This is a genomic window from Mycolicibacterium wolinskyi (assembly GCF_002101965.1).
Taxonomy (GTDB): Bacteria; Actinomycetota; Actinomycetes; order Mycobacteriales; family Mycobacteriaceae; genus Mycobacterium; species Mycobacterium wolinskyi.
Genome location: NZ_LQQA01000005.1, coordinates 74,431 through 93,358 on the forward strand (window position 1 = coordinate 74,431; position 18,928 = coordinate 93,358).

Consider the following 18,928-nt stretch of genomic DNA (forward strand, 5'->3'; position numbering starts at 1 on the left):
GCAAGGCATCACGGCTCACCTGCCGGACGGTGGCCTTCGGCAGCGGCGCGATGCTGTTGGCGGGATGCCAGTTCGGCGGCCTCAATTCGCTCAACATGCCCGGCACCGCAGGGCACGGTCCCGGCTCCTACACCGTCACGGTGCAGCTGCCGGATGTGGCGACGCTGCCGCAGAACTCGCCGGTGATGGTCGACGACGTGACTGTCGGCAGCGTGTCCGGCCTCGACGCGGTGCAGCGTCCGGACGGAACGTTCTACGCGGCCGTCGAGTTGTCGCTCGACGGCAACGTCAAACTCCCGGCCAACGCCACCGCGCGGGTGGCACAGACATCGCTGCTCGGCTCCCAGCACGTCGAACTGGCCGCGCCGGCCGACGAGCCGGGGGAGGGCGAGCTGCGCGAGGGCTCCAACATCGCGTTGGCCGAATCCGGCCGATATCCGACCACCGAGGAGGTGCTGTCCTCGCTCGGGATGGTGGTCAACAAGGGCAATCTCGGAGCCCTGCAGGACATCACCGATGAGGCGTATGCGGCCGTGGCCGGCCGCGCGGGCAGTTTCACCGACCTGATTCCCCGCCTGGCCGAGCTGACGTCGTCGCTGGACCGCCAAACCAACGACATCATCGCCGCTGCCGACGGTCTCAACCGGTTCGCGTCGATCTTGGCTCGCAGCAAGGACAATCTGGGCCGCACGCTCGACACGTTGCCCGCGGCGCTCAAGGTGCTCAACGACAACCGCACGAACATCGTCGAGGCGTTCACCGCACTGCGCAGCTTCGCCGAGGTGGGCTCGCGCATCCTGTCGCAGACGAAGGACGATTTCGCGGCGGATCTCAAGGACCTCTATCCGGTGATCAAGGCGTTCAACGACAACGTCGATGACTTCATCAAGGACCTGGAGTTCCTGCCGACGTTCCCGTTCCACTACAAGTACCTGCGCCAAGCGGTCCGCGGTGACTATCTGAACGTGTTCGTGACGTTCGACCTCACATTGCGGCGGTTCGGCGAGTCGATGTTCACCACCTCGGGCTTCGATCCGAACATGAAGCACATGAGCGAGGTCATCAATCCGCCGGACTTCCTGACCGGTGCGATGGCGAACCTGTCCGGACAGGCCGCCGACCCGTTCAAGATCCCACCGGGTACCGCGACACAGCACGAGGGGACGCCGTAATGATCGACCGGCTGACTCGGATGCAATTGATGATCTTCGGGATCGTCACGGTGCTGACCGTGGGCGCGATCTCGATCTTCTATCTGCACCTGCCCGCCGCGGTCGGCATCGGCACCTACAACGTGAACGCCAACTTCGTTGCCGGCGGCGGTATCTACCAGAACGCCAACGTGACCTACCGCGGCGTCACCGTGGGGCGCGTCGAGTCGGTGGGGCTGGCGCCCGACGGCGTCGTCGCCAAGATGCGGCTGAACAGCAGCACCGCCATCCCGGAGAATGTCACCGCCACCGTCAAGAGTGTCTCGGCCGTCGGCGAGCAGTACATCGACCTGATCCCGCCCGACGATCCGTCGGCGGACAAACTGCGCAACGGCGCCACCATCGACCAGCAGAACACCCGCGTCGGCCAGGACATCGCCGGCCTCCTGCAAGAGGCCGACAATCTGGTCAGCAGCATCGGGGACAGCCGGCTGCAGGACCTGCTGCGCGAAACGTTCAAGGCGTTCAACGGCTCCGGGCCCGAACTCGCGCGGTTGATCGAATCGTCGCGGCTGCTGGTGGACGAGGCCAACGCCAATTACGACCAGACCACCAAGCTCATCGACCAGGCCGGTCCGTTCCTGGATGCCCAGATCCGTGGTGGCGACGACATCCGGTCCCTGGCCGAGGGCCTGGCGCGGTTCACCGGGGAGGTCTCCAACGCCGATCCGCAGCTGCGCACGACGCTCAAGACCGTGCCCGGCGCGACGGCCGAGGCCAACACCGCGTTCAGCGGGATCCGGCCGACGTTCCCGATCCTTGCGGCCAACCTGGCCAACTTCGGGCGCATCGGCGTGATCTACAGCAAGTCGCTCGAGCAGGCGTTGGTGATCTTCCCGGCCTTGATGTCGGCACTCAACACGGTGGCCGGCGGCGTCCCCACCGATGAGGGCGGCAAGCTCGACTTCAAGGTCGACCTCGGCGATCCACCGCCGTGTTCGGTGGGCTTCATCCCGGCGACCGAGATCCGGTCGCCTGCCGACGAGACGCTGCGCGAGCTTCCCCCCGACCTGTACTGCAAGACCGCACAGAACGATCCGGCGGTCGTGCGTGGGGCGCGTAACTATCCGTGCATGGAGTTCCCCGGCAAGCGGGCGCCCACGATCCAGCTGTGCCGCGATCCCAACGGTTATGTGCCGATCGGCAGCAACCCGTGGCGTGGTCCGCCGGTGCCGTACGGGACCCCGATCGAGGACGGGCGAAACATTCTGCCGCCCAACAAGTTCCCGATGATCCCGCCGCAGGTGGATCCGGATCCTGGGCCACCGGTGGTGCAACTGCCGCCGGGTGTGCAGCCGGGGCCGGGGCCCGCGCCGCACGCGCCGTTCCCGCTGCCGGTGCCGCCGAACCAGGTGGGCCCGCCTCCGCCGCCGTTGCCGTACTACGCGCCGCCGGATCAGATCGTGCCGCCATACGGCCGCACGGCCCCGCCGCCGGCGGGTGTTCCGCCTGCGGTACCGCCGCCGGCGCCGCCCGCCGGGGCCCCGATCCCGCCTCCCGCGGGGGACGGTCCGCTGCCCGCCGAGGCACCACTGGCCAGCCCGCAAGGTATCGGCACCTACGATCAGCACAGTGGGGTCTTCGCGGCCGGCGACGGCGGCACCGGTGTGTACGCACCCGGAGCCGACAACCTGGCACCCGCGGAGACCTGGGTAGACCTGATGCTGGATCCAAGGCAGGCTTGATGAGCGAAGACACGGCCTTAGAAACCTCGAGGCCGGTGCGCCGCCGTGCGTCCCGGGCGGCCGGCCCGGCCGCCGGTGAGGCAACGGCGACGACGACGGCAGAGGTGCGGGTCGAGCCGCCCGTGACCAAGGTCCGGGTGGCCAAACCCGTCAAGGCGCCGCCGCGGCGTCGGCCCAACGGCCGGCTGGTGGCGATCGTCGCGGCCGCGGTGTTGGCAGTCGCGACAGTGGGCATGGGTGTCCTGACCTATGTGATGGTCGATCAACAGCGCACGGTCGATGCCGCACAGGCCCGCGACGAGCGCTTCGTCGACACGGCCAAGCAGACCGTGGTCAACATGTTCAGCTACACGCAGGAAACCATCGACGAGAGCGTGAACCGATTCGTCGACGGGACCAGCGGGCCCCTGCGCGACATGATGAGCCAGGGCAACAACGTCGACAATCTCAAGGCGCTGTTCCGCGACACCAATGCCAGCTCCGAGGCCGTGGTCAACGGGGCCGCGCTGGAGAAGGTCGACGAGATCGCGAACAACGCCTCGGTGCTGGTGTCGGTGTGGGTGACGGTCACCGACCTCGACGGGGTGAACTCGCCCACGCGTCCGTACCGGCTGCGCGTCATCGTGCACGAGGACGACAACGGTCACATGACCGGCTACGACCTCAAGTATCCCGACGGGGGCAACTGATGCGGTCGAAAGTCGCCGGGCTGCTGATCGGCCTGCTGGCGGTGGCGTTCGTCGCGCTGTCGGGTGCCGGGGGAGTGCTGTACTGGAACCGCGTGCAGCAGCACGGGCAGCAAGCCACCCGCGCCGAGTTGGCTCCGCTGGCGGCCGACCAGATCCCGAAGATGTTCGGCTACGACTACCAGACCGTCGAGCGCAGCCTCATCGAGACCTATCCGCTGCTCACTCCCGACTTCCGGCAGAAGTTCGAGGAGGACGCGACCAAGACGGTGATCCCCGAGGCGCGCAAGCGTCAGCTCGTCGTGCAGATCAACGTCGTCGGCGTCGGTGTCATGGCCGCGCAGCGGGAGTCCGGTTCGGTGCTCGTGTACATGAACCGCACGGTCACCGACCAGTCCCGCCAGCCGCTCTACGACGGCAGCCGGCTGCGCGTCGAGTACCGCAAGGTCGACGGCAAATGGCTGATCGACGCGATCAATCCGATTTAGTCGACGCCAGCGCTTCGAGGAACGACCGGGCCCACCGATCGACATCGTGGGCGAGCACCTGCCTGCGCAGTGCGCGCATCCGGCGCTTGCCCTCCTCTGGGATCTGGGTGAGCGCAGCCTCGATGGCATCCTTGACGCCTTCGAGGTCGTGCGGGTTCGCGAGATACGCCTGACGCAATTCCGCTGCCGCGCCGGTGAATTCACTGAGCACCAGCGCGCCGCCGAGATCGCTGCGGCAGGCGACGTACTCCTTGGCCACGAGATTCATGCCGTCCCGCAACGGGGTTACCAGCATGACGTCGGCGGCCACGAAGAACGCGATGAGCTCATCGCGCGGCACCGGCCGGTGGATGTAGTGCACGAGCGGATGGCCGACTTCGCCGTACTCGCCGTTGATGTGGCCGACCTGACGCTCGATGTCCTCGCGCATCGCGATGTAGCTCTCGACGCGCTCACGGCTGGGTGTCGCCAGCTGCACCAGAACGGTGTCGTCGCGTTTGACGCGGCTTTCCTCGAGTAGTTCGGAGAAGGCCCGTAGTCGGACGTCGATGCCCTTGGTGTAATCGAGCCGGTCGACCCCGAGCAGGATCTTGCGTGGGTTGCCGAGCTCGGCACGGATCTGGCGCGCCCGCTGCCGGATGCTGCGGTTGCGGGCCTTGCTGTCGAGTTCGGCCGAGTCGATCGAGATCGGGAAGGCCCCGACTTTGACGGTGCGGAAACCGACGTGCACCTCACCGAAGCGCGAACGCACTCCGACCGAGGCCCGGGAGGCATTGGCGCCGACCAGCCGTCGCGACAGCACCAGGAAGTTCTGCGCTCCGCCGGGCAGATGGAAGCCGACCAGGTCCGCCCCGAGCAGGCCCTCGACGATCTCCGTGCGCCACGGCATCTGCATGAACAGCTCGACGGGCGGGAACGGGATGTGCAGGAAGAAGCCGATGGTGACGTCGGGACGCAGCATGCGCAGCATCTTCGGCACCAGTTGCAGCTGGTAATCCTGGATCCAGACCGTCGCGCCCTGGGCCGCGGCCCGTGCGGTGGCCTCGGCGAACCGGCGGTTCACGTCGACGTAGCTGTCCCACCATTCGCGGTGGTATTCGGGTTTGACGATCAGATCGTGGTAGAGCGGCCACAGGGTTGCGTTGGAGAATCCCTCGTAGTAACTCGCCACGTCCTCGGCGGACAGCGAAACGGGAAAGAGCTGCAGACCGTCCTCGACGATCGGCTCTTCGTCGCTGTCGGGGATACCGGCCCAGCCGATCCACGCGCCACGGCGTTTGCGCAGCAATGGCTCCAGGGCGGTCACCAGACCGCCCGGGCTCCGCTTCCACGTCGTGCTGCCGTCCGGCAACCGCTCCATGTCGATCGGCAGCCGATTGGCCACCACGACAAAGTCGGAATTTCCGGAGACGGAATTGCGGCCGCCCTCCGGAGACATCTAGGCCTCGATTTTCGACGGTCCAATGCCGAGCATCGAGAGGAACATCCGGCATTCGTCAGCATCGACCGCGTAGGTGGCCACGACGCGTCGGGCCTGGCTGGCAGTGCTGTCGGCTAAGGGTTCAACATCGCCGATATCGGCGGGATCAGATTTTGCAGGCATAGAACAACTGTAGGCGACCGGGAAAACCCGGTCGCCTACCGCTGGATCAGCCGATCGAACCGTGAACTGTCGGGCTGCTGCCGACGGTCGACTCCGGCACGGCCTGAGGTCCGGCTGCCTGGGCCTCCTCGGCCAGGCCGATGCACTGACCGGAGTTCGCGCCGGTGCACGGGATGGCACCGCCGCCACCGGGCAGGTTCACCGCGGGAAGGCTGGGGTTACCGGGAATGGGGCTGAACGCGCCGCCCGAGTTCGGCACTGTGTGCGGGACGCACACCCCGGTGTAGAGGTCTTCTTCTTCGCCCGAGGGGCATGCCACCGCGGGAGCGGACGACATCGGAACGGCGAAGACGGTGATCGCCGGAGCGGCGGCCGCTGCAACCACAAATCCGCCGGCAAGGATCAGTCGTCGCATCGAGTACGGGAAGGTCGCCATCGTCACGCTTTCTGTAGTTATTCGACTGTTTCGTCGGGAGGATTCTATGGAACCTGAGAGGAATCTGCATTAGTTCTACTAGTTGCCTGGGAAACTAAGGGCTCGCGCTGATGGTCGACCGCGGAATCGGTTGCGGTCCAGCAGCCTCGGCGTCCTCGGCCAGGCCTATGCACTGTCCGGCATTGCGGCCGGTGCACGGTATGCCGTCGATGGCGGGGATATCGGGATTACCCGGTATCGAGGTGAACGGCGAGGGTGAATTAGGCACCATAAAAGGTGTACAAACCGTCGTGAAGACGTCGGATTCTTCGCCCGGTGCGCACGATGCCGACGCCGCCGGCGTCACGCCGGGCAGCAAGGACAACGCCGCGGCACCGGCCACGGTGGCGGCGAATCCTGCTCCGAACAGCAGACGTGACGTCACCCCAACAGTCTAGGACTGCTGGGGTTCGGCTGTATGGGGTCTGCTAACTCCCTGTGGTTGCCGGATCAGCCGATGTGGCCGGTGGCGGTCGGGCTGCTGCCGACCGTCGACTGCGGAACGGGCTGCGGCCCCTGCGCCTCCTGCTCCTCGGCGAGGCCGATGCACTGCCCGGAGTTGGCGCCCGTGCACGGGATGCCGTCGATCTGCGGAAGCTGCCCGGGAGCGGACGTGAACTCGGGGGAGTTGGGAACGAGGTCGGGTACGCAGACACCGGTGAAGGTGTCTTCGGTCTCGCCGCTGGGGCACGCGGCGAGCGCGGTCGCCGGAATGGTGAATGCCGTGATCGCCGGTGCCGCGGCGATCGCCGCGGCAAGGCTGCCCACAACGATCAGCCGTCGTGCTGAGAGCTGGGAGATGGTCATTCGTCATGCCCTTTTCTGGAGTGCCTGCCCAGTTTGCTGACTGTTTGGCAGTGATGGCTCGTCCATCGTCCGCCGCGAAATCGCCTGGTGACGACATCCTACGTGCCGCAACATAAATACGCTCGATGATCCGATGGTCCTCATGCAGCTTGCAGCTGGCTGTGAGGCCACTGCCAGATTGCTGTGATCCCGGTGTGAGCCAGTGGCCGTGATACACGTAAGGTGCAGTTTGTTAAGTGCCGGTCCCGCAGCGAGGTGGTTTCGACATGGTCAGTTCAGACGACGCGTCCAACCAGGTGGCTTACGAGACCCTCGACGACGGGCGTATCGCACGGATCTGGCTGAACCGCCCTGCCGCGCAGAACGCGCAATCGCGAACGCTGCTCGTGCAACTGGACGAAGCGTTCGGCCGGGCCGAGGCAGACGACCAGGTCCGCGTGGTGATCCTCGCCGCGCGCGGCAAGAACTTCTCGGCCGGCCACGATCTGGGTTCCGAGGAGGCGCTCGTCGAACGCCAACCCGGCCCGGACCAGCACCCGACTTTTCGTTCGCACGGCGCGACCGCCGCAGGCGTCGCCGAGCGAACCTATCTGCAGGAGTGGCATTTCTACTTCGAGAACACCCGGCGCTGGCGGGATCTGCGCAAGATCACCATCGCGCAGGTGCAGGGAAACGCGATCTCGGCCGGCCTGATGCTGATCTGGGCCTGCGACCTCATCGTGGCCGCCGACGACGCCAAGTTCAGCGACGTGGTCGGCGTACGCATGGGGATGCCGGGCGTCGAATACTACGCGCACCCGTGGGAATTCGGCCCGCGTAAGGCCAAAGAGCTTCTGCTGACCGGTGATTCGATCGACGCAGATGAGGCGCACCGGCTCGGGATGGTGTCGAAGATCTTCCCGCGCGACGAACTCGAGGACAGGACACTGGAATTCGCGCGCCGGATCGCCGAACGGCCGACCATGGCAGCGCTGCTGATCAAAGACTCGGTCAACGCGGCCAGCGACGCGATGGGCTTCACCGAGGCGTTGCGGCACGCATTCCACATCCACGAACTCGGACATGCGCACTGGGCCGCGGCCAACGAGAACCGGTTTCCGGTGGGCCTGCCACCGGATGTCCCGGATTGGCGCACATTGGGTGCACCCAAGCCGGCCCGGCGTGATACACCTTGACCAAACAAGAACCTGTTTCAGTTTCGGGTAAAGGGGTCACAGCAGTGCAGCTGTCCTTGGCGGATCGTACGTATCTGGTCACCGGTGGTGGGAGCGGCATCGGCAAGGGTGCTGCCGCGGCGATCGTCGCATCGGGCGGCAACGCGATGCTCATCGGCCGCAACGCCGACAAGCTGAGTGCGGCCGCCGACGAACTCAGCGCGCAGGGGCCGGGTTCGGTCCGCTATGAACCGGCCGATGTGACCAACGAGGACGAGGTCAGCCGAGCGGTCGACGCCGCGACGGCGTGGCATGGTCGCTTGCACGGGGTCGTGCACAGCGCGGGCGGATCCGAAACCATCGGCCCGATCACCCAGATCGACTCGGAACTGTGGCGGCGCACGGTCGATCTCAACGTCAACGGCACCATGTACCTGCTCAAGCACGCGGGCCGGGAGATGGTGCGCGGCGGCGGCGGGTCGTTCGTCGGCATCTCCTCGATCGCGTCGAGCAACGTCCACCGCTGGTTCGGTGCCTACGGTGTCAGCAAGGCCGCGCTCGACCACCTCCTGATGCTGGCCGCCGACGAACTCGGCCCGTCGTGGGTACGGGTCAACAGCATCCGGCCCGGCTTGACCCGCACCGAGATGGTCGGCCCCATCATGGATGTGCCCGCCGTGACCGACGACTACAAGGCCTGTACGCCGCTGCCCCGGTTCGGCGAGGTCGAAGACATCGCCAACCTCGCGGTATTCCTCCTCAGTGACGCCTCGGGCTGGATCACCGGGCAGGCCATCAACGTCGACGGCGGCCACGGGTTGCGCCGCGGCCCCGACATCTCGGGCATGCTCGAACCGCTGTTCGGCGCCGACGGACTACGCGGGGTCGTGCCGACCGAGTAGGTCACCTGTCGGGGTTACTGAGCCGGGCTTGCTCCGCCGGCCTCCCAGGCGCTCAGCGCGCCGACCGCCGACCAGTCGAGCTCGCCGCCGCCGGTGGCCATGAGCGTCAGGAACCGGTCGCGTAACAGGCTCGCCACCGGCAGTGGCACCTGCAGATCCTCGCCCGCACTGAGCGCGAGCTTGACGTCTTTGAGGCCGAGCCGCGCGGCGAAGCCCGCGGGCGTGAACTCCTCGCGGGCGAGCAGCCCGCCGTAGGTCCGGTAGGCCGGGGCGTCGAACAACGTCGAGGTAAGCAGGTCGAGATACTGCTGCTTGTCGACGCCGGCCTTGCCGACCAATGCCATTGCCTCACCGAGGGATTCGATCACCGATGCGATCAAGAAGTTACCGCTGATCTTGACCAGGCTCGCGGTCTTGGGATCGTCGCCGAGCACGAACGTGCGTTGCCCGATCGCATCAAAAATCGGGGACACCGTCGTCATGTCGCTCGCCTCGCCTGCCGCCACGACGAACAACTTGGCGGCGGCCGCAGCTTCGGGCCTGCCGAACACCGGCGCGCTGACGAACCGCTGCCCGGCGCCGGTGTGGGCTTCGGTGAGCCGCTCGGCGAGCGCGACGCTGATGGTCGACGACGAGATGTGCACACTGCCCTCCGGCAGGGCGCCCAGGATGCCGTCGTCGCCGAACGTCGCGGCCTCGACCGCGGCGTCGTTGGCGAGCATGGTGATCACCACGTCGCCGCGACAGGCGTCGGCGACCGACGCCGCAGGCAGCGCGCCCTGGTTCGCCAGGTCGGCCACCTTGTCGGGTGATCTGTTGTACGCAGTGACCTCGTGTCCGGCCTTGAGCAGGTTGGCGGCCATGGCCGCGCCCATGTTGCCCAGGCCGATGAATCCGATCCTCATGCCTCCATTGTGGCGGGGGCGGGCGAACCCGCTGCGCGGTGCACGGCGTTGACAATGCCTTGGTAGCCCGTGCAGCGGCAGAAGTTGCCGGACAGGCCTTCGCGGATCTCCTCGTCGGTGGGCGTCGGATTGTCACGCAGCAGCGCGGTGATCGATGTGACGAAACCCGGTGTGCAGAAGCCACACTGCAGGCCGTGGCATTCCTTGAGCGCGGCCTGCACGGGTGACAGCCCGCCGTCCGGTTCGGCGATACCTTCGACGGTCGTCACCTCCTGGCCCTCGACCTGTACGGCGAAGATGAGGCATGAGCGCACGGCCTGGCCGTCCAGCAGCACCGTGCAGGCGCCGCACGCGCCGTGTTCACAGCCGAGGTGGGTACCGGTCAGACCGCACTGTTCACGCAGGAAGTCGGCGAGCGTCACCCGTGGTTCGACCACGGCTTGATGGGTGCGCCCGTTGACCGAAACCTGCACCGGCAGTTCATGCATTGAGCGCCTCCACGCTTGCTTGTGTCCAGGCCCTTGCCACCATCGCGGCTCCGACCCGAGTGCGGTAGGACGCCGAACCTTGCAGGTCGGCGGGTACGTCGGTGAGCTGGGACATCGCGAGCCGGCCGATCTCCTCGGCCGTCACATTGCCGATCGGGGTGCCGGTCACGGCGGCTTCGGCGGGGGTGGCCCGTTTCGGGGTGGATCCGAGCCCCAACAGGCCGATGCCGCAGCGGCTCACCCGGTTGTCGTCGTCGAGCTCGATACCCACGACGGCCCCGGCGATCGCGAAATCGCCATGGCGCCGGGCGAATTCCTGAACCCCGAAACCGCAGCGACCGGACCACACCGGGAACCGCACCGCCGTCAGGATCTCGTCGGGGGCCAGCGCGGTCTCCCACAGCCCGGTGAAGAATTCCGCTGCGCCGATCTCCCGGGTACCGCGTGGTGAGGTGGCTTCGATGGTGGCGTCGAGCGCGAGCGCCACCGCGGCGTACTCGGCCGCCGGGTCCGCGTGGGCGATGGCACCGCCGAGGGTTCCGCGGGTGCGGATCTGGAAGTGCCCGATGTGCGGGGTGGCCATCGTCAGCAGCGGTACCGATTCCGCGACCTCGTCGTCCATCCCGACCAGTGCATGCGGTGTCGCCGCGCCGATTCGGACGGTGTCGTCCTGACGGTCGATGTCGTTGAGTTCGGTGACGCGGGAAATGTCGATGAGGTTGTCGAAGTGCGTCAACCGCATCGCGAGCATCGGAACCAGGCTCTGCCCGCCCGCGAGGATTTTCGCGTCATCGCCGAACTCGCCCAGCATGTGCACGGCCTCGGCCACGGTCGCGGGGCGGTGGTAGGCGAACGCGGCGGCTTTCACGACACCAACCGCAACAGAGCGGCCTGCAGGTCTTCGGGCCGCAGCCGGCTCGGAGCCGGCTTCGCGCGGCGCCGGCCCAGTAGGAACCCGACCGCGCCGGCGGCCGCGACCGCGCCGATCGCGGGCGCGAACCGCTTCGCCATCGGCACCGCCATCACCTTGGCGAGTGCGAGCGCGTTGATCGGGGCGGCCTCTTGCGGGCCGGATTCGGTTGCCGCCGAAGAGGTTCCGGCGGCCGGCGCGGCGCTTCCGATCAGCTCGGCTTCGAGGCTCTTGGCGAACTGGCCGATCAGGTTTCCCGCGACGTCCGCGAGGACACCGCGGCCGAACTGGGCGGCCTTGCCGGAGATCGCGAGGTCGGTCGTGACGACGACGGTCGTCGCGTCGCCCTCGTCCTTCAGTTGCGCGGTGACGAGTGCGGATGCCGTTCCGTTGCCCCGGGTTTCCTTGCCGTTGGCCTTGAGCACGACCCGCTGTGCTTTGGCGTCCTTCTCCTGGAACGCGGCCTCACCCTGGTAGGACACCGTGATCGGACCGACTTTCACCTTGACCGCGCCGGTGAACTCGTCGCCGTTCACGCTCAGCAGCGTCGCGCCCGGCAGGCAGGGCGCGACCCGCTCGACATCGGTGAGCACCTCCCAGGTCTTGGCGGCGGGCACCGCGACCCGGAATTCGTTGTTGAGTTCCACGGTTAGGAGTCCTTTCGGGATGGGTTGATTCCCCGGTCGCTTCGCTCCTGCCCGCCAGATTGCTCGATGAGCTCGACGATCTTCGAAGGGCTGGCGGGAAGTTCGGTGATGGTGACGCCCAGCGGGGCGAGCGCATCGTTGATCGCGTTGATGACGGCGGGCGGTGATCCGATCGCACCGCCCTCGCCGGCACCCTTGTAACCACCGACGCCCGGGCCGGGAATCTCGACATGGCCGAACTCGATCGGCGGCACCTCGGTCGCGGTGGGCAGAAGGTAGTCGACAAACGTCGACGACAGCGGGTTTCCGTCCTCGTCGTAGGCCAGTTGCTCGAGCAGTGCGCCGCCGATGCCCTGCACTGTGCCGCCGGCGACCTGGCCTTCCACGACGTTCGGGTTGATCATCGGGCCGACGTCCTCGCTCACGATGTAGCGCGTCAGCGTGACGTGTCCGGTGTCGACGTCGACCTCACACGTACAGGCGTGGGTGGCGTTGGCCCAGTGGATCATTGCCTGTGAGTTGAACCGCGCGGTGGCCTCCAGCGTGGGGGATGTGCCGCCGAGCTGTGCGGGCTCGTAGTACGAGCGGTAGGCGATGTCAGCGAAGCTCACCGACTTGTCGGGATTGTCGCGGACGGTGGCCTTCGACCCGCTGAGTTCGATGTCGGCCTGTTCGGCGCCGAGCATCTGGGCCGCGATCGCGACGATCTGGTTGCGCAGGATCGTGCCTGCCTCGCTGACCGCGCCCGCCGTCATCGGCCCGCTGCGGCTGCCCTGAGTGCCCGCGCCGTAGGGCGTCACGGCGGTGTCACCCTGGATGGTCGACACGTCATCGATGTTGGCGCCCAACGCATCTGCGGTGAGCTGCACGACGGTGGTCTCGATGCTGTTGCCGCTCGAGCCGCCGTTGACATAGACGTTGATCTTTCCGGTCGGCTCCATCCGGATCGTCGCGCCTTCGGTCGCGAGGTGCCCCGTCGCCGCGCCGGTGGGTTCGATGTACGCCGAGAAACCCAGACCGATGTAGCGGCCCTCGGCCAGCGCATCGGCCTGCTCCTTGCGGAATCCCTCGTGATCGAGGATCTTGACGGCCTGTTCGAATGTGTCGGCGGGTGCGCAGTTGTCGTATGGCATGCCGTTGGGATTGAAGAACGGCATCTCGTCACCGCGCAGGATGTTGATGCGCCGGAGCTCAACGGGATCCATGCCGATCTTGCGCGCGGCGATGTCGAGAAGCATTTCGCGGGTGAGGGTTTCGTACTGCCATGGACCGCGGTAGGCGTGCAGCCCGGCGGTGTTGGAGAACACCGTCTTGTAGTTGAAGCTTGCCTTGGGAATCCGGTACGGGCCCGGGAAGAACATCCCGATGGCCGCGGTGGTCAACACCGGATATGGCGTCGGGTATGAACCGATGTCCTGCACGAAGTCGATGTCGGCGGCCAGGATCTTGCCGTCTTCGTCGAATGCCATCCGGACGGTGCCGTCGACGTGGCGGGACTGCCCGGCCGACATGAGGTTTTCGCGTCGGTCCTCGATCCACTTCAGCGCGGCGGGCACCTTGCGCGCGGCCAGCAGGATGCACATGTCCTCGCGCATCGGCACGACCTTCTGGCCGAACCCGCCGCCGGTGTCGCGCACAATGACCCGGACTCCCTGCGCGGGGATGCCCAGCAGGCGCGCCGCGAACGCGCGAAGCTCGTGCGGTGTCTGCGTCGAACCCCAGATGGTGAGTTCCTCAGTGCCGGCGGTCCATTCGACGACCAGGCCGCGGGTCTCCATCGGGACCGGCACATACATCTGTTGATAGATGTGCTCTTTCACGACGTGGGCGGCGTTGGCGAAGACTTCTTCGTCCGGCGGTGCGCCACCCATACCGCCTGCGACGTTGTCGGGGTAGGCCTCGTGGACGACCGGAACACCGGCATCGGATCCGCCGACCGCCTTCCGGAAGTCGGCGACCGCGGGCAGCGGTTCGTAACTCACGTCGACGAGGTCGACGGCGTCTTCGGCGAGGCGGCGGCTGTCTGCGACGACGATCGCCACCGGGTCGCCGACGAACTTCGCCTCACCGTCGGCCAGAGGCGGGCGAGGCGTATCGGGGACGTCCTTGCCTGCGACGGCGTGCCAGGCCTCCTTCACGTCCGGGTTGATGTCGTCGGCCGTGAAGACCGCGTGGACGCCGGGCAGGGCGAGGGCGGCCGCGGCGTCGATGCCTTTGATCTTTGCGTGCGCATACGGGCTGCGGACGAAGCACGCGTGCAGCATGCCGGGACGCGTGATGTCGTCGACGAACGTGCCGCGACCGGTCAGCAGCCGGGTGTCCTCGACCCGCTCGACGCGTCGGCCTGCGTAGCGGGTGGCGACGGTTTCCGGTGCTGCTGGGGCCATAGGATCGCTCCAATCCGTCGGTTACTTCTGCGCGTAAGTAGAGGCCGCCGGGCAGCCGACGCCATCGTCAAGAGTGCCGTTATCGTACAACGGAAAGCAACGTGCCTGAAGATGAGAGCGTCATTTCCATAGAGTTTGAGACTCGACCCTGGCTCGCACCGCAACTAGAACTCGTCCAGATTTGCTAGACCTGCGTTGACGGGGTTTGCGATGTGCCAGCATGGGGAACGGCAACGGTCTCATTCGTCCGATGCACGTGGAGTTCTCATGAAGGTCGCCAAGCTTGTCCAGGGTGCTGCGCTGTTAGCCGCGTGTGTACTGCCGATCGCCCCCGCCCCGGTCGCGGCGGCCGAACCGTGTCCGGACGTCGAAGTGATATTCGCGCGGGGCACCTATGAGCCACCCGGCGTCGGCGGAACCGGCCAGGCCTTCGTCGATGCGCTGCGTGCGCAAGCCGTCGGCAAGTCGGTCAACGTGTACCCGGTGAACTACCCGGCGAGCGGCAACTTCGGCGACCGAATCGAATTCGCCAAGACCGTCGTCGACGGAATCCGCGACGCCGCAAACCATGTCGAGGCCACCGCGACGAGTTGTCCCAACACCAGGGTCGTGCTCGGAGGCTACTCACAGGGCGCTGTCGTGGCGGGCTTCGTGACCTCGGCTGCCATCCCGGATTCCGTGCCCACCGAGTACGAGCAGTACATCCCCGATCCGATGCCGCCCGAGGTGTCCGACCATGTCGCGGCCGTGGTCCTGATAGGTAAGCCGTCGGACCAGTTCATGCGCGACGTAGGCGCGCCGCCGGTGGTGATCGGGCCACGCTACGCCGACAAGACAATCGACCTGTGCGCACCGGGTGACACGATCTGCGATGGGGCGCCCGTCGGTGGTCCGAGCTTCGCGCATGCGATGTACGGCGTGAACGGGATGACGGCCGAAGCCGCGTCCTATGTGGTGGGCCGCCTGTGACAAGCCGCGGATAACAATTTGAAACCTCAATGGTTGCAATGTGATACGTGAGGCTCGGTATTTTGCTGGGGCACACTATGTTCACTAAGTGCACCGTCGAACAGCCCTGAAAATTCCGCTGGTACTCGCAGCATCCATGGCTCTTCCCCAGGCGCTGTCCACCCTTCCTCGCGCGAGCGCCGCACCAGGCCAATGGCCGGTCGAGCGGGCGAACGCGTGGTATCAGGCGCAGGGCTGGCTCGTCGGCACGAACTTCATCACCTCGAACGCCATCAACCAACTCGAGATGTTTGCGCCGGGCACCTACGACCCCCGGCGCATCGACAGTGAGCTCGGGGCGTGCCGGCTGCTCGGGTTCAACACCGTGCGGGTGTTCCTGCACGATCTGTTGTGGGCGCAGGACCGCGGCGGCTTTCAACGCCGGCTCGCGCAGTTCGTCTCGATCGCGGCGCGCCAGGGCATCAAACCGTTGTTCGTCTTCTTCGACTCGTGCTGGGACCCGAACCCCAAACTCGGCGCCCAGCGCGCGCCGACACCCGGCGTCCACAACTCGGGCTGGGTGCAGAGCCCCGGCGCTGAGCGCATCGACGATCCCCGCTACCGCCCGCTGCTGCGCGACTACGTCATCGGTGTGATGAGCCAGTTCCGCACCGACAATCGCGTCCTCGGCTGGGACCTGTGGAACGAGCCGGACAACCCCGCCAAGCAGTACCGCAGTGTCGAACGCAAGGACAAGATCGACCTCGTCGGGGGTCTGCTTCCGCAGGTGTTCGGATGGGCGCGGTCGGTCGATCCGGTGCAGCCGCTGACGAGTGGCGTATGGCAGGGGAGTTGGGGCCCGGGCAGTCGCAGCGAAATGGACAACTTCCAGCTCGACAACTCCGACGTCATCTCCTTTCACTCCTACGGCGGGCCGAGCGACTTCGAAGCCCGCATCGCCGAACTCGCGCCCTACGGGCGACCCATCCTGTGCACCGAATATCTGGCCCGCAACGAGGGCAGCACGATCGAAGGGGTGCTACCAATTGCCAAGCGGCACAACGTCGGTGCGTACAGCTGGGGTCTGGTGGCGGGCAAGACCCAGACCTATTTTCCGTGGGATTCCTGGGACAAGCCCTACACCGAGGTGCCGAAGGTCTGGTTCAGCGATCTACTCCGGCCCGACGGCCGGCCGTACCGCGACGCTGAATATCAGACGCTGCGGAAACTGACCGCGCGGGTTTAGCTGTCGTGACAGCGGGCGATTCACGATCCATGGATCAAAGCGATGGTGGTCGGCCGGTACCGAAGGACGCACGCGAGGCGACCGAACGGCAGCAGAAGCAACAGGACGAATTCGACCGCCAGGGCCAGGATCCCGAGGCTCCCGGGCAACACGAGAGCAGGGAACAGATCGCCGACGAGAATTGACTCTGCGCCACTAGTACGACTGGCCGTCGGCATAGCGCTGTCGGCGGTAGTGGCGCCCGTTGCCTCGGTTCCGGCTCTTGTACGTCGGGAGCTGCGAGTCGCAGTTCGGGCAGACAAGTCGCAGGTTCTCGCGACGATTGTTCGTCGGGTCTCCGTCGATGTGGTCCAAGACAAATGCGAGCGGCAGGCCTTGCCACGTGCTGGCCGTGCTGCAGATCGCGCAGCAGTGAGATTGAGCGGCGGCAAGGTACTGCCGAATGTAGTGGCCCTGGTGGCCATCGATGCGCGCTGCGCCGGATTCCAGCCACTGCTTTGTACTTGCATCGCGCCGGGCCAGCGCCTGACATGCATTACCGCAGTAGACCTTCTGACTGCGCTTCGAGAGTGGCGAACCGCAGCCGAGACAAACTCTCATGGGTGGAAGTTACGGGCGGGCACCGACAAGCGAATGCCGCGTGGAGCCCCCTGTCAGGATTGAACTGACGACCTACGCTTTACAAGAGCGTTGCTCTACCACTGAGCTAAGGAGGCGGGTGGAACGCGCCCTAGCTTAACGGGTCACTCGTCGGCGTCGATAATTCGCTGGGATGTGACGGGCCGTGGTGCGGTTCGCTTGCCGTAACGGCGAGGCAGCGGGATCCGGTCGGCGATGTTGCTGAGCGGGTTGACGACCTGGCTCAGGGTCACGACGGCGTCGTGCAGGGCGTCGATGGTCGGTGCCAGTGCCTCGAGGCCGGGTGCCAGTCGGTTGAGGGTGTCGGCGACGTCGGCGAGTTTGAGGAGGGGCCCGTCGGGATCGGTCAGGGTGTCGAGCAGGCCGCCTTCGGCGAGGAGCCGGTCGGCGACGCCGTCTTCGCGCAGGACGCGTTCGATGAGCCCGTCGTTGGCGAGGAGTTGATCGGCCAATCCACCCGGCGCGATGACCCGCGACAGCGCACCGTCCTCGGTGGTCATGCGGTCGAGGAAGCCGCCTTCCATCGTCACCTGGTCGATCAGCCCGCCGGGTGCGACGGCCCGCGCGACGGGGCCGTTCTCGGCGGTAAGCCGGTCCAGGAGCCCGCCCTCGGCGGTCAGTTGGTCGACGAGGCCGCCCGGGCGCAGCAACCGGTCGACCGGCCCGTTGGGGGCGAGGGCCCGGCCCAGTGGCGCGTCGTCGTCCATGAGTCGCGCGAGCCGGTTCGCGCGCTCGACGGCGTCGTCGAGACCGAACATATGCGCTACCGATGACCTGCCGTTCAGCGGGTTCGCATCGGTGATGCCACGCTGTACGGCGTTGAGCGTCTCGCCGGCGATACCGAGGCCGGCGTCGGCTACTGCGAGTCCTATGCGTACCGGGGCAGTGGCAAACTGGACCAGCGTCTTGCCGAGGTTCATGGGGCCAGTCTAGGTGAGAGCGATCACACTCAAACTCACAGGAAGTACACAGCTGGCGTGCAGGATTACTCCAAGCGACAGCGTCAACATTGCGGAATGGCCATGCCTGCACTGCCTGAAAGCGTTCCGGAAGCCCGGATCCTCGTCGTGGACGACGAGGCCAACATCGTGGAGCTGTTGTCGGTGAGCCTCAAGTTCCAGGGGTTCGAGGTGCACACCGCATCCAACGGTGCCGCGGCGCTGGACAAGGCGCGTGAGGTTCGCCCCGACGCGGTCATCCTCGACGTGATGATGCCGGGCATGGACGGCTTCGGTCTGCTGCGCCGCCTGCGCGCCGACGGCATCGATGCGCCCGCGCTGTTCCTCACCGCGCGAGACAGCCTGCAGGACAAGATCGCCGGGCTCACGCTGGGCGGTGACGACTACGTCACCAAACCGTTCAGTCTCGAAGAAGTGGTGGCCCGGCTGCGGGTCATCCTGCGGCGGTCGGGCCGAGGCGTCGAAGAACCCCGCAATGCCCGGTTGTCCTTCGCCGACATCGAGCTCGACGAGGACACCCACGAGGTGTGGAAGGCGGGCGAGCCGGTCTCGTTGTCGCCGACCGAGTTCACGCTGCTGCGCTACTTCATCATCAACGCAGGCACCGTGCTGTCGAAGCCCAAGATCCTCGACCACGTGTGGCGCTACGACTTCGGCGGCGACGTCAATGTCGTCGAGTCCTATGTCTCCTACCTGCGCCGCAAGATCGACACCGGCGAGAAGCGCCTGCTGCACACGCTGCGCGGTGTGGGCTATGTTTTGCGCGAGCCGCGCTGACGCCCTGCTCG

General features: G+C 66.6%; 22 protein-coding genes and 1 tRNA gene. 10 read left to right on the forward strand and 13 right to left on the reverse strand.

Going from position 1 to position 18,928, the window contains the following annotated elements; genetic code table 11:
- Nucleotides 1–50: 50 nt before the first annotated feature.
- From AWC31_RS02225 to AWC31_RS02240, 4 genes are read left to right on the forward strand one after another with little or no spacing between them, the layout of a single operon-like run.
- Nucleotides 51–1,172, forward strand: a complete 1,122-nt coding sequence (locus tag AWC31_RS02225; protein ID WP_085142805.1) for an MCE family protein — start codon at nt 51–53, stop codon at nt 1,170–1,172.
- Entirely contained in the window at nt 1,172–2,896 is a 1,725-nt protein-coding gene (locus AWC31_RS02230) for an MCE family protein (protein WP_085142340.1), read from the forward strand. Before AWC31_RS02225 ends, AWC31_RS02230 begins: the two co-directional genes overlap by 1 nt.
- Nucleotides 2,896–3,585 (forward strand): Rv1363c family protein, encoded by a 690-nt coding sequence (locus AWC31_RS02235; protein ID WP_067846715.1) that lies wholly within the window; start codon nt 2,896–2,898, stop codon nt 3,583–3,585. Before AWC31_RS02230 ends, AWC31_RS02235 begins: the two co-directional genes overlap by 1 nt.
- Entirely contained in the window at nt 3,585–4,070 is a 486-nt protein-coding gene (locus AWC31_RS02240) for a mammalian cell entry protein (RefSeq protein WP_067846711.1), read from the forward strand. The genes AWC31_RS02235 and AWC31_RS02240 overlap by 1 nt, the downstream gene beginning before the upstream one ends.
- Here the strand turns inward: AWC31_RS02240 and AWC31_RS02245 are convergent.
- From AWC31_RS02245 to AWC31_RS02260, 5 genes are all read right to left on the reverse strand, one after another.
- A complete protein-coding gene (locus AWC31_RS02245) occupies nt 4,057–5,508 on the reverse strand; it encodes an alpha,alpha-trehalose-phosphate synthase (UDP-forming) (protein ID WP_067846708.1) in 1,452 nt (483 codons plus the stop codon). The genes AWC31_RS02240 and AWC31_RS02245 overlap by 14 nt on opposite strands.
- Entirely contained in the window at nt 5,509–5,673 is a 165-nt protein-coding gene (locus AWC31_RS36675; protein WP_110774878.1) for a hypothetical protein, read from the reverse strand.
- A gap of 46 nt (nt 5,674–5,719) precedes the next feature.
- Entirely contained in the window at nt 5,720–6,109 is a 390-nt protein-coding gene (locus AWC31_RS02250; protein WP_084356517.1) for an intersectin-EH binding protein Ibp1, read from the reverse strand.
- Between the two features lie 94 nt (nt 6,110–6,203).
- Entirely contained in the window at nt 6,204–6,533 is a 330-nt protein-coding gene (locus AWC31_RS02255; RefSeq protein WP_085142342.1) for a hypothetical protein, read from the reverse strand.
- A gap of 65 nt (nt 6,534–6,598) precedes the next feature.
- Entirely contained in the window at nt 6,599–6,955 is a 357-nt protein-coding gene (locus tag AWC31_RS02260; RefSeq protein ID WP_085142344.1) for an intersectin-EH binding protein Ibp1, read from the reverse strand.
- Nucleotides 6,956–7,221: 266 nt separating this feature from the next.
- On the opposite strand from AWC31_RS02260, the gene AWC31_RS02265 reads away from it, so the two are divergent.
- Together AWC31_RS02265 and AWC31_RS02270 are read left to right on the forward strand one after the other, a co-directional pair.
- Nucleotides 7,222–8,130, forward strand: coding sequence for an enoyl-CoA hydratase (locus AWC31_RS02265; protein ID WP_085142345.1), 909 nt, complete (start codon nt 7,222–7,224; stop codon nt 8,128–8,130).
- A 44-nt stretch (nt 8,131–8,174) separates the two neighbouring features.
- Nucleotides 8,175–9,011, forward strand: a complete 837-nt coding sequence (locus AWC31_RS02270) for an SDR family oxidoreductase (protein ID WP_067846699.1) — start codon at nt 8,175–8,177, stop codon at nt 9,009–9,011.
- Between the two features lie 14 nt (nt 9,012–9,025).
- On the opposite strand, the gene AWC31_RS02275 is transcribed toward AWC31_RS02270, so the two are convergent.
- The 5 genes from AWC31_RS02275 to AWC31_RS02295 are packed head-to-tail and all read right to left on the reverse strand — an operon-like array spanning nt 9,026 to nt 14,348.
- A complete protein-coding gene (locus AWC31_RS02275; RefSeq protein WP_085142346.1) occupies nt 9,026–9,916 on the reverse strand; it encodes an NAD(P)-dependent oxidoreductase in 891 nt (296 codons plus the stop codon).
- A complete protein-coding gene (locus AWC31_RS02280) occupies nt 9,913–10,404 on the reverse strand; it encodes a (2Fe-2S)-binding protein (protein WP_067846693.1) in 492 nt (163 codons plus the stop codon). Before AWC31_RS02280 ends, AWC31_RS02275 begins: the two co-directional genes overlap by 4 nt.
- Complete coding sequence (locus AWC31_RS02285) at nt 10,397–11,272, reverse strand: FAD binding domain-containing protein (RefSeq protein WP_067846690.1); 876 nt, start codon at nt 11,270–11,272, stop codon at nt 10,397–10,399. The genes AWC31_RS02280 and AWC31_RS02285 overlap by 8 nt, the downstream gene beginning before the upstream one ends.
- Complete coding sequence (locus AWC31_RS02290; RefSeq protein ID WP_085142347.1) at nt 11,269–11,961, reverse strand: SRPBCC family protein; 693 nt, start codon at nt 11,959–11,961, stop codon at nt 11,269–11,271. The genes AWC31_RS02285 and AWC31_RS02290 overlap by 4 nt, the downstream gene beginning before the upstream one ends.
- Nucleotides 11,962–11,963: 2 nt before the next feature.
- Nucleotides 11,964–14,348 carry a xanthine dehydrogenase family protein molybdopterin-binding subunit gene (locus AWC31_RS02295; protein WP_085142349.1) on the reverse strand — a complete coding sequence of 795 codons (2,385 nt, stop codon included), beginning with the start codon at nt 14,346–14,348 and terminating at the stop codon, nt 11,964–11,966.
- A 267-nt stretch (nt 14,349–14,615) separates the two neighbouring features.
- Between AWC31_RS02295 and AWC31_RS02300 the strand changes: the two genes are divergently transcribed.
- From AWC31_RS02300 to AWC31_RS37255, 3 genes are all read left to right on the forward strand, one after another.
- Nucleotides 14,616–15,317 (forward strand): cutinase family protein, encoded by a 702-nt coding sequence (locus tag AWC31_RS02300; protein WP_085142351.1) that lies wholly within the window; start codon nt 14,616–14,618, stop codon nt 15,315–15,317.
- Nucleotides 15,318–15,405: 88 nt separating this feature from the next.
- Entirely contained in the window at nt 15,406–16,542 is a 1,137-nt protein-coding gene (locus tag AWC31_RS02305; protein ID WP_067846676.1) for a glycoside hydrolase 5 family protein, read from the forward strand.
- A gap of 29 nt (nt 16,543–16,571) precedes the next feature.
- Nucleotides 16,572–16,727, forward strand: a complete 156-nt coding sequence (locus AWC31_RS37255) for a hypothetical protein (protein ID WP_165765886.1) — start codon at nt 16,572–16,574, stop codon at nt 16,725–16,727.
- 10 nt (nt 16,728–16,737) lie between these two features.
- Here AWC31_RS37255 and AWC31_RS02310 read toward each other — a convergent pair whose 3' ends face one another.
- The 3 genes from AWC31_RS02310 to AWC31_RS02320 form a co-directional block, all read right to left on the reverse strand.
- On the reverse strand, nt 16,738–17,142 hold the full coding sequence (locus AWC31_RS02310) for an HNH endonuclease (protein ID WP_085142353.1): 405 nt from the start codon (nt 17,140–17,142) through the stop codon (nt 16,738–16,740).
- A 41-nt stretch (nt 17,143–17,183) separates the two neighbouring features.
- Nucleotides 17,184–17,258, reverse strand: a tRNA-Thr gene (locus AWC31_RS02315).
- 27 nt (nt 17,259–17,285) lie between these two features.
- The gene (locus AWC31_RS02320; protein WP_085142354.1) at nt 17,286–18,101 is read right to left on the reverse strand and encodes a hypothetical protein; all 816 of its coding nucleotides are present in this window, start codon (nt 18,099–18,101) and stop codon (nt 17,286–17,288) included.
- Between the two features lie 96 nt (nt 18,102–18,197).
- Between AWC31_RS02320 and AWC31_RS02325 the strand changes: the two genes are divergently transcribed.
- Nucleotides 18,198–18,917 (forward strand): response regulator transcription factor, encoded by a 720-nt coding sequence (locus AWC31_RS02325; RefSeq protein ID WP_067846670.1) that lies wholly within the window; start codon nt 18,198–18,200, stop codon nt 18,915–18,917.
- Nucleotides 18,918–18,928: the final 11 nt, after the last annotated feature.

What these genes read in the sequence shown, in the direction of transcription:
- AWC31_RS02295 (WP_085142349.1), bottom strand. Translation starts at nt 14,348, where the DNA reads ATGGCCCCAGCAGCACCGGAAACCGTCGCCACCCGCTACGCAGGCCGA.
- AWC31_RS02325 (WP_067846670.1), top strand. Translation starts at nt 18,198, where the DNA reads ATGGCCATGCCTGCACTGCCTGAAAGCGTTCCGGAAGCCCGGATCCTC.
- AWC31_RS02265 (WP_085142345.1), top strand. Translation starts at nt 7,222, where the DNA reads ATGGTCAGTTCAGACGACGCGTCCAACCAGGTGGCTTACGAGACCCTC.
- AWC31_RS37255 (WP_165765886.1), top strand. Translation starts at nt 16,572, where the DNA reads ATGGATCAAAGCGATGGTGGTCGGCCGGTACCGAAGGACGCACGCGAG.
- AWC31_RS02230 (WP_085142340.1), top strand. Translation starts at nt 1,172, where the DNA reads ATGATCGACCGGCTGACTCGGATGCAATTGATGATCTTCGGGATCGTC.
- AWC31_RS02275 (WP_085142346.1), bottom strand. Translation starts at nt 9,916, where the DNA reads ATGAGGATCGGATTCATCGGCCTGGGCAACATGGGCGCGGCCATGGCC.
- AWC31_RS02310 (WP_085142353.1), bottom strand. Translation starts at nt 17,142, where the DNA reads ATGAGAGTTTGTCTCGGCTGCGGTTCGCCACTCTCGAAGCGCAGTCAG.
- AWC31_RS02280 (WP_067846693.1), bottom strand. Translation starts at nt 10,404, where the DNA reads ATGCATGAACTGCCGGTGCAGGTTTCGGTCAACGGGCGCACCCATCAA.
- AWC31_RS36675 (WP_110774878.1), bottom strand. Translation starts at nt 5,673, where the DNA reads ATGCCTGCAAAATCTGATCCCGCCGATATCGGCGATGTTGAACCCTTA.
- AWC31_RS02300 (WP_085142351.1), top strand. Translation starts at nt 14,616, where the DNA reads ATGAAGGTCGCCAAGCTTGTCCAGGGTGCTGCGCTGTTAGCCGCGTGT.
- AWC31_RS02320 (WP_085142354.1), bottom strand. Translation starts at nt 18,101, where the DNA reads ATGAACCTCGGCAAGACGCTGGTCCAGTTTGCCACTGCCCCGGTACGC.
- AWC31_RS02260 (WP_085142344.1), bottom strand. Translation starts at nt 6,955, where the DNA reads ATGACCATCTCCCAGCTCTCAGCACGACGGCTGATCGTTGTGGGCAGC.
- AWC31_RS02245 (WP_067846708.1), bottom strand. Translation starts at nt 5,508, where the DNA reads ATGTCTCCGGAGGGCGGCCGCAATTCCGTCTCCGGAAATTCCGACTTT.
- AWC31_RS02225 (WP_085142805.1), top strand. Translation starts at nt 51, where the DNA reads ATGCTGTTGGCGGGATGCCAGTTCGGCGGCCTCAATTCGCTCAACATG.
- AWC31_RS02240 (WP_067846711.1), top strand. Translation starts at nt 3,585, where the DNA reads ATGCGGTCGAAAGTCGCCGGGCTGCTGATCGGCCTGCTGGCGGTGGCG.
- AWC31_RS02235 (WP_067846715.1), top strand. Translation starts at nt 2,896, where the DNA reads ATGAGCGAAGACACGGCCTTAGAAACCTCGAGGCCGGTGCGCCGCCGT.
- AWC31_RS02250 (WP_084356517.1), bottom strand. Translation starts at nt 6,109, where the DNA reads ATGGCGACCTTCCCGTACTCGATGCGACGACTGATCCTTGCCGGCGGA.